General features: G+C 68.1%; 16 protein-coding genes. 6 read left to right on the forward strand and 10 right to left on the reverse strand.

Annotation, left to right across the window (positions count from 1 at the left end):
* Positions 1-63: 63 nt before the first annotated feature.
* The 3 genes from nth to N7367_RS04805 are packed head-to-tail and all read right to left on the reverse strand — an operon-like array spanning position 64 to position 1,893.
* Positions 64-753: an endonuclease III gene (gene nth, locus N7367_RS04795; RefSeq protein WP_053518209.1), complete on the reverse strand. Its 690-nt coding sequence runs from the start codon at positions 751-753 to the stop codon at positions 64-66.
* Positions 753-1,106 (reverse strand): hypothetical protein, encoded by a 354-nt coding sequence (locus N7367_RS04800; protein WP_053518210.1) that lies wholly within the window; start codon positions 1,104-1,106, stop codon positions 753-755. The genes nth and N7367_RS04800 overlap by 1 nt, the downstream gene beginning before the upstream one ends.
* A gap of 4 nt (positions 1,107-1,110) precedes the next feature.
* Complete coding sequence (locus tag N7367_RS04805) at positions 1,111-1,893, reverse strand: enoyl-CoA hydratase-related protein (protein ID WP_065181203.1); 783 nt, start codon at positions 1,891-1,893, stop codon at positions 1,111-1,113.
* A gap of 167 nt (positions 1,894-2,060) precedes the next feature.
* Here N7367_RS04805 and N7367_RS04810 point away from each other — a divergent pair, with 167 nt between their 5' ends.
* The 3 genes from N7367_RS04810 (at position 2,061) to N7367_RS04820 (ending at position 4,640) form a co-directional block, all read left to right on the forward strand.
* Entirely contained in the window at positions 2,061-2,762 is a 702-nt protein-coding gene (locus N7367_RS04810) for an FKBP-type peptidyl-prolyl cis-trans isomerase N-terminal domain-containing protein (RefSeq protein ID WP_005408797.1), read from the forward strand.
* Positions 2,763-2,928: 166 nt separating this feature from the next.
* Positions 2,929-3,741 (forward strand): CoA pyrophosphatase, encoded by an 813-nt coding sequence (locus N7367_RS04815; RefSeq protein ID WP_279941839.1) that lies wholly within the window; start codon positions 2,929-2,931, stop codon positions 3,739-3,741.
* Positions 3,738-4,640: a sulfurtransferase gene (locus tag N7367_RS04820; protein ID WP_053518214.1), complete on the forward strand. Its 903-nt coding sequence runs from the start codon at positions 3,738-3,740 to the stop codon at positions 4,638-4,640. Before N7367_RS04815 ends, N7367_RS04820 begins: the two co-directional genes overlap by 4 nt.
* Before the next feature lie 71 nt (positions 4,641-4,711).
* Here N7367_RS04820 and N7367_RS04825 read toward each other — a convergent pair whose 3' ends face one another.
* The gene (locus tag N7367_RS04825) at positions 4,712-5,278 is read right to left on the reverse strand and encodes an N-acetylmuramoyl-L-alanine amidase (RefSeq protein WP_065174726.1); all 567 of its coding nucleotides are present in this window, start codon (positions 5,276-5,278) and stop codon (positions 4,712-4,714) included.
* A 72-nt stretch (positions 5,279-5,350) separates the two neighbouring features.
* Here N7367_RS04825 and N7367_RS04830 point away from each other — a divergent pair, with 72 nt between their 5' ends.
* The gene (locus tag N7367_RS04830) at positions 5,351-5,878 is read left to right on the forward strand and encodes an alpha/beta hydrolase (protein WP_053518227.1); all 528 of its coding nucleotides are present in this window, start codon (positions 5,351-5,353) and stop codon (positions 5,876-5,878) included.
* 145 nt (positions 5,879-6,023) lie between these two features.
* Positions 6,024-8,162: a bifunctional 23S rRNA (guanine(2069)-N(7))-methyltransferase RlmK/23S rRNA (guanine(2445)-N(2))-methyltransferase RlmL gene (rlmKL, locus tag N7367_RS04835; protein WP_065181385.1), complete on the forward strand. Its 2,139-nt coding sequence runs from the start codon at positions 6,024-6,026 to the stop codon at positions 8,160-8,162.
* 31 nt (positions 8,163-8,193) lie between these two features.
* Here the strand turns inward: rlmKL and N7367_RS04840 are convergent, their stop codons facing one another.
* The 6 genes from N7367_RS04840 to N7367_RS04865 form a co-directional block, all read right to left on the reverse strand.
* Complete coding sequence (locus N7367_RS04840) at positions 8,194-8,523, reverse strand: DUF3325 domain-containing protein (protein WP_065181206.1); 330 nt, start codon at positions 8,521-8,523, stop codon at positions 8,194-8,196.
* A complete protein-coding gene (locus tag N7367_RS04845; RefSeq protein ID WP_279941841.1) occupies positions 8,520-10,148 on the reverse strand; it encodes a PepSY-associated TM helix domain-containing protein in 1,629 nt (542 codons plus the stop codon). The genes N7367_RS04840 and N7367_RS04845 overlap by 4 nt, the downstream gene beginning before the upstream one ends.
* Positions 10,145-10,459, reverse strand: a complete 315-nt coding sequence (locus tag N7367_RS04850) for a DUF3649 domain-containing protein (protein WP_053518219.1) — start codon at positions 10,457-10,459, stop codon at positions 10,145-10,147. The genes N7367_RS04845 and N7367_RS04850 overlap by 4 nt, the downstream gene beginning before the upstream one ends.
* Before the next feature lie 276 nt (positions 10,460-10,735).
* Entirely contained in the window at positions 10,736-12,022 is a 1,287-nt protein-coding gene (locus N7367_RS04855; protein ID WP_128987861.1) for a DUF445 family protein, read from the reverse strand.
* 115 nt (positions 12,023-12,137) lie between these two features.
* Positions 12,138-13,016: a plasmid replication/partition related protein gene (locus N7367_RS04860; protein WP_279941842.1), complete on the reverse strand. Its 879-nt coding sequence runs from the start codon at positions 13,014-13,016 to the stop codon at positions 12,138-12,140.
* Between the two features lie 63 nt (positions 13,017-13,079).
* Complete coding sequence (locus tag N7367_RS04865; protein ID WP_111185729.1) at positions 13,080-14,432, reverse strand: aspartate aminotransferase family protein; 1,353 nt, start codon at positions 14,430-14,432, stop codon at positions 13,080-13,082.
* A gap of 147 nt (positions 14,433-14,579) precedes the next feature.
* Here N7367_RS04865 and N7367_RS04870 point away from each other — a divergent pair, with 147 nt between their 5' ends.
* Positions 14,580-16,076 carry an aldehyde dehydrogenase gene (locus tag N7367_RS04870; RefSeq protein WP_065181211.1) on the forward strand — a complete coding sequence of 499 codons (1,497 nt, stop codon included), beginning with the start codon at positions 14,580-14,582 and terminating at the stop codon, positions 16,074-16,076.
* The last annotated feature ends 96 nt before the right edge of the window (positions 16,077-16,172 follow it).

The raw sequence follows: 16,172 nt of genomic DNA on the forward strand, positions 1-16,172 counted from the left end.
CGGGCCGATATGACGTGGGGATTGCGCTGCGATGGCATTTACCCGCAGGCGCTGCGGGATGCCTCAGGGGGCCGGTGTCTTGTCCTTGAAGCGGCACAGATCAGCGATCACGCAACCCGGGCAGTCCGGCTTGCGTGCCTTGCAGACGTAGCGTCCGTGCAGAATCAACCAGTGATGTGCGTCGAGCAGGAATTCATCAGGAATCGCCTTCACCAGCCTGTCTTCCACTTCGCGCACGTTCTTTCCCGGCGCCAGTCCCGTGCGGTTCGCAACGCGGAAGATGTGCGTATCCACCGCCATCACCGGTTCGCCGAAGGCCGTGTTGAGCACGACGTTGGCGGTCTTGCGGCCGACGCCGGGCAGGGCTTCCAGTGCCTGGCGATCGCGTGGCACTTCACCGCCATGTTTCTCCAGCAGGATCGCGCAGGTGGCGATCACGTTTTTCGCCTTGGCGTTGAACAGGCCGATGGTGGCGATGTATTTCTTCAGTCCGTCCTCGCCCAGCGCCAGGATCTGCGCGGGCGTGTTGGCAACGGGGAACAGGCGGCGCGTAGCCTTGTTGACGCCGACATCGGTGGCTTGGGCCGACAAGGCCACCGCCACCAGCAGTTCGAACGGCGAGCTGTATTCCAGTTCGGTCTTCGGATGCGGGTTGAGTTCGCGCAGGCGCGTGAACATTTCCACCACGTCGGCGCGCGGCATGCTGCTGCCACGCCGCGCTGGCGCGCGGGCGGCCTTCTTCGCGGTGGCCATCAGCGCTCCTTGCCGGTGGCGCGTGCCTTGGCACGGGCGAGGATGGCGGCAGCGGCGGCGGGCAGCGCAGGTTTCACGTCCGGCGCCGGGCGCGGCGTGCGACGCGCATCGCGTTCGGCGTCGCGGCGGGCCAGGCGCACCGCGCGTGCGCGGTAACGGTCACGTGCGGCCCACGCGCGCTGCAGCTGCTGCCGCGCCTGGCTGAGCACCTCCGGCAGTTCCGGGTGCCCGGGAACCTCGTGTGTGTCGCCTTCGTTGGCGACATAGTCCATCAGACCGGCCTGCAGGGCACCATCAAGATCGTCTGCCTGGACCCGGGCGAACAGCAGCGCGGGGTTGGGTCGGGATGCCATGGGGTCAACGGTTCTGGAAGGCGGGGGGACGGCGTTGCAGGAAGGCACCGGTGCCTTCGCGCATATCCTCGGTGGCGAACAGCAGGCCGAACTGCGCGCTTTCGTACTCCAGTCCCGCCTCCAGACTGCACTCGCCGCCGACGTGGACCGCATCAAGCAGGGCGCGCAACGCCAGGGGCGCCGAGCGTGCCAGCTGCCGGGCGATGTCCTGCACACGGGTGTCCAGATCGGCCGCCGGCACCACCTCGTTGACGATGCCCAGCGCGAGCGCACGGGCGGCATCGATGGGCGCACCCAGCAGGCACAGTTCCAGGGTGGCAGCCCGGCCGCAGAGGCGCAGCAGGCGCTGGCTGCCGCCGAAGCCGGGGATCAGGCCGAGATTGATCTCCGGCTGGCCGACCTTGGCCGAGTCAGCGGCAACGCGCAGATGGCAGGCCAGCGCCAGTTCCAGGCCGCCGCCCAGGGCAAAACCGTTGACGCGGGCGATGACCGGCTTGGGCATGCGTTCGATCTGACGCATCAGTCCTTGGCCGAGCAGGGAGAAATCACGTCCCTGAACCGCACTGAGTGTGTTCATCTCGGCGATGTCGGCGCCGGCGACGAAGGCCTTCTGGCCGGCACCGGTCAGCACCACCACACGCACCTCGGGGTCGGCCGCGGCGTCCCTGAACGCATCGGCCAGACCCTGCAGGGTCGCGGCATTGAGGGCATTGAGCTTGTCCGGGCGCTGGACGGTCACGGTGCGGATGGCGCCATCGTCGGTGACAGCGATCAGGTCATCGGCCACGGTGAAACTCCTGGAACGTTAAAAAAGAGTGATTTTGAACTCTGCCCGCGCAGACAGGTCATAGCCTGCGTGGTGAGTAGCGGTTACACGTTGTGGCCGTTATCCTAACCCGTCGCCTCAGGGCGGCGCAGAACGTCCCTGAGTTACCACCCCTGGAGAACTGTTTGATGAAGTTGCGTTCTATCGCGGTCGCCGTCGCGGCCCTGGCCCTGACGGGCAATGCCTTCGCCCAGGACGTCTCGTCCGAAAAGGGCAAGCTGAGCTACTACTTCGGTTACGACTACGGCAACAACCTGGCGGAGCTGACCGGTCGTGGTGAGCAGCTGGACATCAACTCGGTGGTGAAGGGTCTGCAGGACGCCTACGCCAAGAAGCAGCCGGCGATCACCGCCGAGCAGCTGAAGCCGGCCGTTGAAGCGTTCCAGAAGCGCGAGCAGGGTCGTGCCCAGGCCGCCAAGGCCGAGTACGAAAAGGCCGCTGCCGAAAACAAGACCAAGAGCGATCAGTTCATCGCGGCGAACAAGGCCAAGGCCGGCGTGCAGTCCCTGCCGAGCGGCGTCCAGTACCGCGTGATCGAAGCCGGCAAGGGTGCCAAGCCGACCCAGGCCAGCACCGTGCAGCTGGAAGTCGCCGGTCCGTTCCCGTACGGCCAGCGCCCGACCGAGGCCCGCCCGGCCCAGCAGATTCCGTCGATCAAGGTCAGCGAAGTCGAAATGAAGGCCATGCGTGAGACCCTGCTGCAGATGCCGGCGGGTTCGAAGTGGGAAGTCACCCTGCCGCCGGACCAGGCGTACGGTGCCGACCCGCGCACCCCGTTCCCGCCGAACGTGGCCGTGCAGTTCGAGATCAAGCTGGTCAGCGTCAAGTAAGCCTCCGCATCAACATCAACGCGCCGGTGATCCCACCGGCGCGTTTTTGTTTGCGCCGCGCGCGGCCGGCAGCATCGGGCCATGCTCGGCGAAGGCGCGCGGCGAAGGACCGCATGCCGCATCTTCAGCCCGCGCAAATTCAGCGCAATCGCGCTACTGTTGCAACGTGCAAACTACGGAAGACCCGGCGCGTGTTGTCGCAAGCCCCTGCATCGGAACGTGCAAGCTGGATGGCAACCGGCTGTGCCGCGGTTGCCGGCGGCACATCGACGAGATCACACGGTGGTCGTCTATGAGCGACAGCGAACGCAGCCACATCCTGCATCGCGTGCTGCCGCTGCGCGAGCAGCTGCAGCAATCGCTGCACGGCTCGCTGGCCGACCATGATCGCCTGTTGCGCGCATTGCATCCGCTGGCCGCCCCGCCCGCCGGTGACGGTTGGAACCGCAGTGAACTGATCGACCTGCTGCCGCCGGGTCCGCCGGTGGAAGCGGCGGTGTTGGCCGGCATCGTGCCGCGTGCCAGCGGCGCGCAGGTGATCCTGACCCGTCGCACTGAGACCCTGCGACAGCACGGCGGCCAGGTCGGCTTTCCCGGCGGCCGTACCGAGCGGGATGATCGCGATGCGCTGGCCGCAGCGCTGCGCGAAAGCCAGGAAGAAATCGCGCTGGCGCCTGCGCAGGTGCAGCCGCTGGGCTACCTCGATCCGTTCGTGACCATCACCGGTTACCGTGTCACCCCGGTGGTGGCGGTGGTCGATCCGGATTTCGTGCCCGTGCCGCAGCCCAGTGAAGTGGCCGAGGTGTTCGAGGTGCCACTGGATTACCTGATGGCGGCCGACAACCTGCGCCAGGTCGAAATCAACCATCGTGGCCGCATCCGTCATGTGCTCGAGTACGGCTGGCCTGGCCAGCGGATCTGGGGGGCGACGGCGGCCATTCTCTACAACCTGCGTCGCCGCCTGGAGCAAGTGCAATGAAGCCGATCGATCCGCCGTGGACCACCCTGGTCGATGTCGCCACCCTCGCCGCTGCACTGGGCGAGGACGTGCGCGTGGTCGACGCCCGTGCAACGGCGAGCACCGCCGTGCGTGTGGTCGATGCGCGCGCGTCGCTGGGCGATCCGCAGGCGGGCGAGGGCCAGTACCTGGCCGGTCATGTCCCCGGTGCGGTGTACGCCGACCTCAACCGGGATCTGTCCGACCTCACGCGTGCCGGCCACGGTCGCCACCCGCTGCCGGACAGCGACGCGTTCGCCGCACGGCTGGGTCGCTGGGGTATCGCCCCGGAGACCCAGGTGGTGGTCTACGACGGCAGCGACGGCAGCATGGCCGCCGCGCGCCTGTGGTGGCTGCTGCGCCTGATGGGCCACGCGCGGGTGGCGGTGCTCGATGGAGGCATTGCGGCCTGGCAGGCAGCGGGGCTGCCGCTGGCGACCGGTGCGGGCGAGGTTCCGGCCCAGCCGGCCTATCCGGGGCGCTTTGACACCACGCAGATCGCCAATGCCGACGAGATCACCGCCCGGCTCAAGCATGCGCCGGGCTGGTTGCTGGACGCCCGCGCGGGAGAGCGCTTCCGCGGTGAGGTCGAACCGCTGGATCCGGTCGCCGGCCACGTGCCCGGCGCGGTCAACCGCCCGTTCGCATCCAATGTGCTCGATGGCCGCATGCGCGATACGCAGGAGCTGCGTGCCGAGCTGCAGGGCATCATCGGCAATCGCGATCCGCAGCAGGTCGTACTGATGTGTGGTTCCGGCGTGACGGCGTGCCATCTGCTGCTGGCGATGGAAGCGGCGGGCCTGTCCGGGGCGCGCATCTATGCCGATTCCTGGAGCGGCTGGGTGAGCGACAGCAGCCGACCGGTCGCCAGCGGTACCTGAGACAGAACCGGGGTCAGATCCGTTTTCCCGCGCAGAACGGATCTGCCCCCTTCAGGCGGCAGTCCTGCCGGTTACCCGATCGATTGCAGGGGCACCTTCGCCAGCACCCGAGCCCACGGAAACAACGGCCCCGGATCGCGCTTGCGGGCCACGCTCAACGTCGGATCGTCACTGGCCTGCACCTGTTCCCGGTCCAGCTGGTCGTGGCCGGCGATCCGCTGCAGTGACGGATAGCGCGCCACCAAGGCCAGCAGCAGCTGTTCCAGGGCCTGCAGCTGCGGCTCGGTGTACGGCTCGTCCATCGCCTGGTGACGGCTGTCGAACCAGTCGGGGTAGCGCCCGCTGTTGACCAGCTCGATGCCCAGCGTCCGTGCGTTCATGCCGCGGACGTGGTGGGCCACGCGCTCAGGTGCCACGTACTGAACGACGCTGCCGTCGCGGTCGATGTAGAAATGGCCGCTGTTGCCGGCGCCGCTGTCGTACAGCACCCGCTCGCCATAGGCACGGGCCGTGGCCAGGTCGGGCAGCTCGGTGCAGTGGATCACCACCATCTCCAGCGTGTCCGGCGCGCGCAGCGGCAGAAGGTCGTGATAGGGCAGGGGCTGCAGCAGCAGGCCGGGCAGGAGCGGGTTGGGCATGCGGCGATGCTAGCATTGCGCAATGAACCTGCATTCTCTTTCGTTGTCGGCGCGCGCCTGCGGAGCGTGCGCATGAGCCGCGGTCACTGCATCCTCTCCCATGGCTTCGAGAGCGGGCCGGAGGCCACCAAGGTCACGGCACTGGCCGAGGTCGCCCAACGCCTGGGCTGGACCCATGAGCGGCCGGACTACACCGATCTGGACGCGATGAGCGAAGTGAGCCGCGTCGGTGACGTGCCGGGGCGTCTGCAGCGCCTGCTGGAACGCGCTGCACATGCGGCGGCACAAGGGCCGCTGGTACTGGCGGGTTCCAGCCTGGGCGCCTACATCTCTGCGATCGCCTCGTTGCAGGTACCGGTGGCGGGCCTGTTCCTGATGGTCCCGCCGACCACCATGGGGCCCATGCCGGCGCTGGACGCCGCAGCGGTCCCCACCACCGTGGTCCAGGCCTGGCACGATGATGTCGTGCCTGCCGCCGGGGTGATCGCCTGGGCGCAGGCGCGCTCGGCACAGCTGCTGCTGGTGGACGATGGCCACCGCCTGGAGCGGCACGTGGAGGCATCCGCACACGCCTTCGAGCGCCTGCTGCGCCAACTGTGAAGCCGGGGCGCACGGCGCGCCGGCCCGCATTGACTACAATGGCAGCCCCGCCGCCCCCGGCGCGGGCCTGCCGGCCGTGCCCACGGCCCTCCTTTCCGACTGGCGCGGCTCCCCTGCCGCGCCCGACCACCTGCGAACCGATCCCGTGAAATTCTTCGTCTCCTGCGCCAAGGGCCTGGAATACCTGCTTGCCGATGAACTGTCGGCCCTGGGCCTGGACAAGGCCACTGCCACCATTGCCGGCGTCAATGCCGAGGGCGAGCTGGAGCAGGCGCTGCGGATCGTGATGTGGTCACGCCTGGCCAGCCGCGTGCTGTGGCCGATCGACGAGTTCGAATGCCCGGACGAGCAGGCGCTGTATGACGGCGTGCGTGCGCTGCCGTGGCATGAGCACATCAAGCCGGAGATGACCCTGGCGGTGGATGCGCATGTGTCCGGCGACAAGATCACCCACGCCCGCTTTGCCGCGCAGCGGATCAAGGACGCCATCGTCGACCGCATGCGCGATGAGGGCCTGGAGCGGCCGTCAGTCAACACTGATCTGCCGGATGTGCGCGTCAACCTGTCGCTGCGCAAGGGCCGTGCCTCGCTGTCGATCGACCTCGGCGGCGGCCCGCTGCACCGCCGTGGCTGGCGGGGGGCCGCGCACGAAGCGCCGCTGAAGGAGAACCTGGCGGCCGCGTTGCTGCTGCGGGCGCAGTGGCCGCGTCTGCATGCCGCCGGTGGTGGCCTGCTGGACCCGATGTGCGGCAGCGGCACGTTGTTGATCGAAGGCGCGCTGATGGCGGCCGACGTCGCGCCGGGCCTGATGCGCCACGGCAGCCTGCCGCCGAGCCGCTGGCTGGGCTTCGACAAGGTGGCCTGGAAGGCGATCCAGAGCGAGGCGCGCGAGCGCGAGGCCACCGGCCTGGCCGCGCTGAAGCCGGTGATCCACGGCAGCGACATCGATCCGACGGCGATCGAAGCGGCACGCGAGAATGCCGAAGTGGCGGGCGTGGCCCACGCCATCCGCTTCACCCGCGCCGACGTATCCGAGCTCACCTCGCCGGAGCAGGAGATCGGTGCGGTGGTCTGCAACCCGCCCTACGACGAGCGCCTGGCCGCCGATCCGGCGCTGTACCGCGCCTTGGGCAACGCGCTGCAGAAGGCGGTGCCGCAGTGGCGCGCCAGCCTGCTGTGCGGCAACGACGAGCTGGCCTTCGCCACGGGACTTCGTGCGGCCAAGAAGTACCAGATGTTCAATGGCGCGCTGGAATGCGCGCTGATCGTCTGCGACCCGATCGCGGTGCCGGGGCGTGATCCGGCACAGCCGCGGGAGCTGAGCGAAGGTGCGCAGATGGTGGCCAACCGCCTGCGCAAGAACCTGAAGAAGTTCAAGAGCTGGCGCGCGCGCGAGGACATCACCTGTTTCCGTGCCTACGATGCGGACCTGCCGGAATACGCGGCGGCCATCGATGTCTACGAAGAGGACGGTGGCCAGCGCCGTACCTTCCTGCACGTGCAGGAATACGCTGCACCGGCGGCGATTCCCGAGAACGACGTGCGCCGCCGCCGCAACGAACTGCTCGCCGCCGCGCGTGAAGTATTCGGCGTGCCGCCCGAACAGGTATCGATGAAGTCGCGCGAGCGTGGCAAGGGTGGCAGCAAGTACGGCCGTTTCGAGCAGCGCGACGAGTTCGTGGTGGTGCGCGAGAATCACGCGCTGCTGCAGGTGAACCTGTTCGACTATCTCGATACCGGCCTCTTCCTGGACCATCGCCCGCTGCGCCGGATGATGGCCGAGCAGGTGCGTGGCAAGCGCTTCCTCAATCTGTTCTGCTACACCGGCGTGGCCAGCGTGCAGGCCGCCGTGGCCGGCGCGGCCAGCACCACCAGCGTCGACCTGTCAGCTACCTACCTGCAATGGTGCTACGACAACCTGGCCCTGAATGGTCAGGGCGGCAACCAGCATCTTCTGGTGCAGGCCGATGCGATGGCCTGGCTGGAAGCCGACCGCGGACAGTACGATGTGATCTTCTGCGATCCGCCGACGTTCTCCAACTCCGCCCGCGCCGATGATTTCGATGTGCAGCGCGAGCAGCTGCGGCTGCTGCGTGCAGCGGTGGCACGGCTGGCACCGGCAGGCGTTCTGTACTTCTCCAACAACTTCCGCCGTTTCAAGCTGGAAGAGAACGCGATCGCCGAGTTCGCCCAGTGCCGTGAGATCACTGCGCGTACCATCGGCCCGGACTTCGAGCGCAACGCACGCATCCACCGTGCGTGGGAGTTGAAGCGTTTGGGTTGAAGGTTCGCCGGGCGTGGCCCGCCGCTACCGGCTATGCCAGCGCGACCACCAGGCCCAGCAACGGCAGGGTGATCGCCAGCGGCACGATCCACCGCGGGCGGTAGGGATACAGCCCGAACGACAGCGTCACGCCGCCCACCGTCATCACGCCCAGCCACTGCACCGGGCCCATGGCCCAGCCATGGTCGGCAACGCACAGGGCGAAGGTGACCGCCAGCAGCAACCAGCCCAGCGCCCGCCACTGGGCGCGCCGTGCCGGAACGGCGGCGGCTTTGCCGTGCAGATCGTGCTGGTGCCTTTCCATCGCCAGCGACAACGCGGTGAACGCAGAGAAGGAAAGCGCCAGCGCCAGCAGCATCATGCGCTGGCCTCCACTTCGGGGGCTTTGGTCGGTGCCCTGGGCGCAACGGTTGCCGCGGCACGCTTTTTCTTCTCGGCCGCAGACAGCGGTGGCGTCCAGCGCTGCATGCGCCAGCCGCACAGCGCCAGCATCGCACCGAAGGCGATCATCGACAGGTCGAAGCCCGCCAGCACCCAGTCGCCGCTGCGCAGGGTAATGCCCAGATGGGCGTGGGTGGTCAGCGCGTTGACCACCGGAACCAGCGCGAATGCGGCTGCGCCCAGGTACAGCTGCCACGTCCACATCACCCGTTTCGGCCAGACGAACGCGGTCAGCAGGGCGCCGCCCCACGCATAGAAGAACACGTTGGCTTCGGCATTGGAGCGATCGGCCAGATCCAGCGGCAGCAGCCGATTGCCCCAGAAGTAGGCGGCAAAGGCGATCGGCAGGCCGGCCACGGTACCGATGTTCAACGCATCGACCAGGCGCAGGCCGAAGCCGGTGCGCCCGCTCTTGGCGTGCTTCGGTCGTTCCTTCACTGCCCACAGCACCACGCCACTGGCCACCATCAGGCAGCCGACCAGGCCGGACAGGAAGAACAGCGCACGCAGCCCCCAGTCGGCGAAGCGCGCCAGGTGCAGGCCATACAGCACGCCACGGGTGGCGGTGGCACCACCGGAGGCCGGGCTCTGTTCCAGCAGCCTGCCGTCCACCATGTCGTAACGCAGCGAAGGCGTGTCGATGGAAAGACGCTTTCCGTCACGCTGGCGGATGTCGATCACCGCGTTGCGCGCGCCCGGATTGGACACGGTGAAGCCGGCCACTTCGGCGCCATGCCAGTGGGCGCGCGCATCGTCCAGCAGGCGGGCGATCGGCAGCGGCGCGGCGCGGCCTTCGGCCGGCGCGGTTACTTCAGGCAGGCCACCGAAGGCTTCGCTGAAGAATTTGTCCTCATCCTGCGGGTAGGCCACTTTCACGCCCCAGGGCAGGTACATGATCATCAGGGTGACGATGCCCGTGTAGGTGATCATCGCGTGGTAGGGCAGCGCCATCACCGCGCTGACATTGTGGAAATCCAGCCAGGAGCGCAGGCCCTTGTCTTTGCGGAAAGTGAAGAAGTCCTTGAAGATCTTCTTGTGGGTGATCACCCCGGTGATGATGGCCACCAGCATGAACATGGCGCAGAAGCCGACCAGGTAACGGGCCCACAGCACGGGGATGTAGTGCAGGTCGAAATGCAGGCGGTAGAAGAAATCTCCGCCGCGCGTCTGGCGGGCGTTCAGTTCGTCGCCGGTGTTCGGGTCGAGCGTGGCATCGCCGAAGGCACCGCGGCGGCCACGGCTTGGATCGGCCAGCTCGGGTGGCAGGCGCCAGAACAGCTGCATGGCCGGGTTGCGCGGCTGCGGCAGGGTCACGAACCAGGTCTGGGCCTGCGCCGCATGGGTCTGCAGGTAGTCCACGCCGCGTTGCGCGGCCACATCGATGCTGACGGTGCTGGCCGGCAGTTCCGGGCGCATCCAGCGGCTGATCTCTTCACGGTAGTAGCTTGCGGTACCGGCCATGAAGATCAGCAGCAGCAGCCAGCCGACCAGCAGGCCGGTCCAGGTGTGCAGCCAGGCCATCGACTGGCGGAATCCGTTCTTCATGCCCAGGCTCCCATCAGCCGCGCGATGCCGGCCATCAGCAGGGCAGGGGCGAGGATGCCGATCCACGCACGCAGGGCACTGCGGGTGGCGAATGCCCACAGCGCGGCACAGGCGGCAACCAGGATGGCCAGCAGCATGCCGGTCAGCACGGTCTGGCCCCGCGCGCCCGGCAGGACGACGGCACAGAACACGCCGGTCATGGAGGCCAGCGCATAGCCACCGAAGATCGCGGCCAGCGAGCGCGACAGGATGCCCCAGCGCGGGTTGCGGAAGAAAACACGGGAGCTGGCGGTTGCGGGCGAGCGGTCCACGGTGGTCCTGTCGGTCGGGGAGGGGATCGAACGCGCCTGCGGCCCCCTTGCGCCCCGCGCACGTCGCCCAGCGTGTCCCATCAATGCAGCGCTGCCCGCGCAGACGGGCAGCCGGAGGTCAGGGCTGTACATGGGCACCGGACAGGTCTTCCTTGCCCGTGCGGCCAAGCGCACCACCGATCAGTAAATGATAGGCATTCGCATTCTGTTAATCAAGGCTGCGTGACGAAAGAGGAGTCGTTCCGTGCCCACGCAGCAGGTCAGCGGACCCGCCGCTCAGAAGCGGAACACCACCGTTGCCGCGTGCAGCAGCAGGCCGATCAGGCCGCCAACCAGCGTGCCGTTGAAGCGGATGAATTGCAGGTCGCGGCCGACGCTCAGTTCCAGCTGCTCGACCAGATGGCGCTCGTCCCAGCCCCTGACCGTCTGTGCGATGTGCGTGGTGACGCCCTCGCGCAGTCGCCCGGTCAGGCGCTGTGCGCCTTCCAGCAGATGCTGGTTCAGTGCATCGCGCAGTGCCGGGTCGGACTGCAGGGTGCTTCCCAGCGAGGCGAGGCTGCGCTGCAGGTGGCCGACCAGCGCCGAATCCTCACGCTGCAGGTCGGCGCGCAGACTGGCGTGGATGCGTGCCCAGAGCCCCTGCACGTACTCCTGCAGGGCAGGATGGTCGATCATCTCCTGCTTGAGCTGTTCGATGCGCTCGGCCAGCGCCGGGTCTTCGCGCAGGCGCTGGACGTAGTTGCCCAGCCACGCCTCGTAATCCTGCCGCAGCGGATGCTGCGGCTCGGCCAGTACCTGCTGCAGCTCCTCCAGCACGGCGCGTGCCAGCCGCTCGGCCAGGCTGTCACCGATCTCGTCGATGGGTTTCACCCAGTTCACCGTGCTTGAGAGCGTCGGCCATTCGCGCTGGATGTAGCGCACGATCAGCTGCGACGCGCGCTCCTTCACTTCCGGCTGCTCCAGCCAGCGTCCCAGTCTCTGCAGGCCCTCGTCCAGCACACGCTGGTGGCGCCCGTCGGCGGTCAGCAGGGCAAGCAGCTCGCCGGCGGTGGATGCCGCGTTCCACTGTCGCAACTGCTGCACCACGAACGCGTGCAGCTGCCGGCGCACGGCGCGTTCATCGAAGAAGTCCAGTGCCTGCAACGCCCAGCCGCGTGCCATGTCGGCCAGCATGCGTGCGCGTGCCGGTTCGGCCAGCCAACTGCCGAGACGGCCAGCCGGATCGAACACCTTCAGCTTGGCCAGCAGCACCTGTGGTTCCAGGAACTGATCGCGCACGAACAGCGCCAGACTGTCGCCGATGCGCTCCTTGCTGCGCGGAATGATGGCGGTATGGGGAATCGGCAGGCCCATCGGCCTGCGGAACAGGGCGACCACCGCGAACCAGTCTGCCAGCGCGCCCACCGCTGCCGCCTCGCAGAAGGCGGATACCCAGGCCCAGGCGCCGCGCTCGCCCTGCCAGTGGCTGACCGCAAAACCGGCCAACATCAACACCAGCAGGCCCAGGGCGATGGCTTTCAGGCGTCGCAGCTGGGCGCGGCGCGGATCGATTGCGGACGTCATGGCGGCAGTCTAACCGCCACCGGATGATGCCGGCGCATCGGTAGCGCCGGGCCATGCCTGGCGGCTTTTCAGGGCCCGCTGCGCTCGCCGGGCATCGCCCAGCGCTACCCATTCGTTACAGCGCTTCCAGCTGCCTGCGCAATGCCGCCAGCTGCGTGCGCAGGGCATCGTTCTCGCGAGTGAGCGCGACGACGCGTCGGCGCAGCGCCGGCGCATCCTCACCCAGTTGCTCCAGCGCGGACAGCACTTCCGCATCGCGCAGGGCGATCTCGTCCTCGCTGGGCTCATCGAACGCCATTTCCGCCGGTTCTGGCTTCGCCGCGCGCGGCTTGCGCTTGGACTCGCGTACGCGCTTGGCGGCCTGCTTCAGTTCGTCCTTGCCGCCTGCGGCTGCCGCGCGCTGCTCTTCCTCGGGCAGGTCGGCCACGGCCGCGGCCGCGCTGATCGAGATCACGCCGGCCTTGACCGCTTCCACGACTTCGGCGGCCGCCTGTGCGTGAATGCGTTCGATCATCCCGACCTGGCTGGTGCTCAGCTTCGCTTCGCGGGCCAGTTCCGCACGGCTGATTTTCGGCGCGGGTTCCCACGGTGGGCTGTCTTCACCGGCATCGTCGGCCGATGCGGCGGTGCCATCGCTTTCGCGTTGCAGCTGGGCCTGTTCGATCTGCTTGCGTGCCGACAGGATGTCGCGCTTGCGCAGGGCCAGCACGCCGCGCTGGAAATCGGACACGCTGCGGCGGCCCAGGTGCTGTTCGATCATCCACAGGTGCACGTCCTCCATGCTCTGGAAGCGGCTGTTCTGCACCGTGTTGAACGGCAGGCCATGCTTCTGGCAGATGCCGTAGCGGTTATGGCCATCCACCAGGACATCGCCCCACAGTACCAGTGCATCGCGGCAGCCCTCGGCGAGGATGCTGCGCTCCAGCGCCTCATATTCGTCGGGCGTGAGCGGGTCGATGTAGGCCTTGAGTTCTTCTTTGACGACGATGTCCATGGGCACGGCAACGGGCAGGAACGGAACCGACCATTGTACCTGCTTGCTGTCGCCGGCCCGGGCTTACGCGGTGGCCCGGATCATCTCGCCCAGAGTGCTGGTGATCTGGTCGATCTGGGGCTTGTCCACGATCAGTGGCGGCGACAGCGCGATGATGTCGCCCGTACAGCGCACCAGCAGTCCGCCGTCGTGGAAACAGCGCCGGTAGACCTCGTGACCACGGCTGCCCGGAGCATCCTTGCGCGGGGCCAGCTCGACCGCACCGACCAGTCCGAAGTTGCGGATGTCGATCACGTTGGGGAGCCCCTGTAGGGCGTGCAGCCGCTCCTGCCAGTACTCGCCCAGTTCGATGGCGCGCTCGAACAGGCGCTCCTCTGCATAGACGTCGAGTGTGGCCAGGGCTGCCGCGCAGGCCAGCGGGTGCCCCGAATAGGTATAGCCATGGAACAGCTCGATGGCCTGTGCCGGGCCCTGCATCAGGCCGGCGTGAACCGCATCGCTGGCCAGCACGCCACCCAGCGGAACCGCGCCGTTGCTGACTCCCTTGGCAAAGGTCAGCAGGTCCGGCGTGACGCCGAAACGCTGCGCGGCGAACGGCATGCCGACCCGGCCGAAACCGGTGATGACCTCGTCGAACACCAGCAGGATGCCGTGCTGGTCGCAGATCTCCCGCAGCCGTTGCAGATAGCCGGGCGCAGGCAGGATCACTCCCGCAGAACCGGCGATGGGCTCGACGAACACGGCCGCAATGGTGGACGCGTCGTGCAGGCCGATCAGCCGCTCCAGATCGTCGGCCAGTTCCGCGCCCTGGCGCGGCAGGCCCTTGCTGAACGCATTGCGCTGCAGATCCAGGGTGTGCCGCAGATAGTCCACGCCTGCCAGCTGCAGGCCGAACTGGCGGCGGTTGTTGGGCAGGCCGCCGAGCGCCATGCCGCCGAAGCCCACACCGTGATAAGCCTTCTCGCGGCTGATGAAACGGGTACGCTGGCCTTCGCCGCGCTGGCGGTGATAGGCCAGCACGATCTTCATCGCGGTATCCACCGCCTCGGAGCCCGAGTTGGTGAAGAACACGTGGTTGAGCCCGGCCGGAGCCAGCGCGGCCAGGCGCTGCGCCAGCGCGAATGCCGGTGGCGAACCCATCTGGAAGGCGGGTGAGTAATCCAGCGTGCGTGCCTGTTCGACAATCGCCTCGACGATGCGCGGGCGGGCGTGGCCGGCATTGCAGCACCACAGGCCGGCGGTGCCATCGAGAACCTGGCGCCCGTCCACGTCTTCGTAATGCATGCCTTCGGCCCGTACCAGCATGCGCGGCGCGCCCTTGAACTGGCGGTTGGCGGTGAAGGGCATCCAGTACGCCTCCAGGGAGTCGGGGCGCTGGATGGCCAGCTCGTGCACGTCGCTCGCGGGGTTCTTCATGCCGGTTCCGTCGGGTCCGATGCAGGGACTGTAGCGCAGCCGTCATCGCCCGGACCATGCCCGCCGTGCACACGGGGCATGGCCTGTCACGGCGAGGTCGCGGCGGCACCGGTACAACCGGAACGACACGCACTGCAGGATCCTGCCATGGCCGATTTCCCCGACCGCAGCCACTGGCAGGCGCTGGCCGGCCAGCTCTCCATTCCCGGCCAGGCCTTCATCGCGGGCCGCTACGTGGATGCCGCCAGCGGTGCCCGCTTCGACTGCGTCAGCCCGATCGACGGCCGCGTGCTTGGCACCGTCGCCGACTGCGACGCGCAGGACGTGGAGCGTGCCGTGCAGGTGGCACGGCGCGCCTTCGAGGCCGGCCACTGGTCGCAGGTGAGCCCAGCGCAACGCAAGCGCGTGCTGTTGGCATTGGCGGCGCTGGTGGAAGCGCATGCCGACGAACTGGCCCTGCTGGAAACGCTGGACATGGGCAAGCCGGTGCGCGATGCACGGCGCATCGACCTGCCGGGCGTGGTGCGTTGCCTGGCCTGGACCGCAGAGGCGGTGGACAAGCTGTACGGAGAGATCGCACCGACCGGCCCCCAGGAGCTGGGCCTGGTCACGCGTGAGCCTGCGGGTGTGGTCGGCGCCATCGTGCCGTGGAACTTCCCGTTGCTGATGGCCTGCTGGAAGATCGCGCCGGCGCTGGCCATGGGCAATTCGGTGATCCTCAAGCCTTCCGAGCGCTCGCCGCTGACGGCGTTGCGGCTGGCAGCGCTGGCCAGCGAGGCCGGTCTGCCTGATGGCGTGCTCAACGTTCTGCCGGGCGATGGTGCCCGCGTGGGCGAGCCGCTGGCGCTGCACAGGGATGTCGACGTGCTGGCCTTCACCGGCTCCACCGCCACCGGCGCCAAGCTGCTCGAGCATGCCGGGCGCTCCAATCTGAAGCGGGTCTGGCTGGAGTGCGGCGGCAAGAGCCCGCATATCGTGTTTGCCGATGCGCCCGACCTGGAGCAGGCGGCCAAGGGGGTGGCGCAGGGCATCTTCTTCAACCAGGGAGAAGTCTGCACCGCCGGCTCGCGGCTGCTGGTGCAGCGTTCGATCCGCGAGGAGTTCGTGCATCGGGTGATCGCCCATGGCCAGCGCATGCAGCCGCGTCACCCGTTGGAGGCCGACGCACCGATGGGTGCCCTCGTCGATGCCGCGCATGTGGACAAGGTACTGGCGGACATCGCCATGGCCGAAGCTGACGGAGCGCGCCTGCTGCTGGGGGGACGCCGCGCCGAGGTGGAAGCAGGCGGCTGCTACGTGCAGCCGACCGTGTTTGACCAGGTCCGGCCGGAACAGGCCCTGGCGCGCGAGGAGGTGTTCGGTCCGGTGCTGGCGGTGCTGGGTTTCGACGACGAGGCCGAAGCGGTGCGCCTGGCCAATGACAGCCGCTACGGCCTGGCGGCGGGCGTGTGGACGCGGGACCTGGGCCGGGCACACCGGGTTGCGCGGCAGCTGCGCGCGGGCAGCGTCTGGGTCAACGGCTGGGACGGCGGTGACATGACCGCCCCCTTCGGGGGCTACAAGCAGTCCGGCAATGGGCGCGACAAATCACTGCATGCCTTCGACAAGTACAGCGAGATCAAGGCCACCTGGATCCAGCTGTAGCAGCGGGTCGCGCCCCGAAGGGAGCGGCGGCACCACCGCCCTGAACACATCGCATCGCGTGTGATTGCATCCGTGTCGGCTGAAACCATCGTCACG

It is taken from the genome of Stenotrophomonas sp. GD04145, assembly GCF_029835135.1.
Classification (GTDB): Bacteria; Pseudomonadota; Gammaproteobacteria; order Xanthomonadales; family Xanthomonadaceae; genus Stenotrophomonas; species Stenotrophomonas maltophilia_P.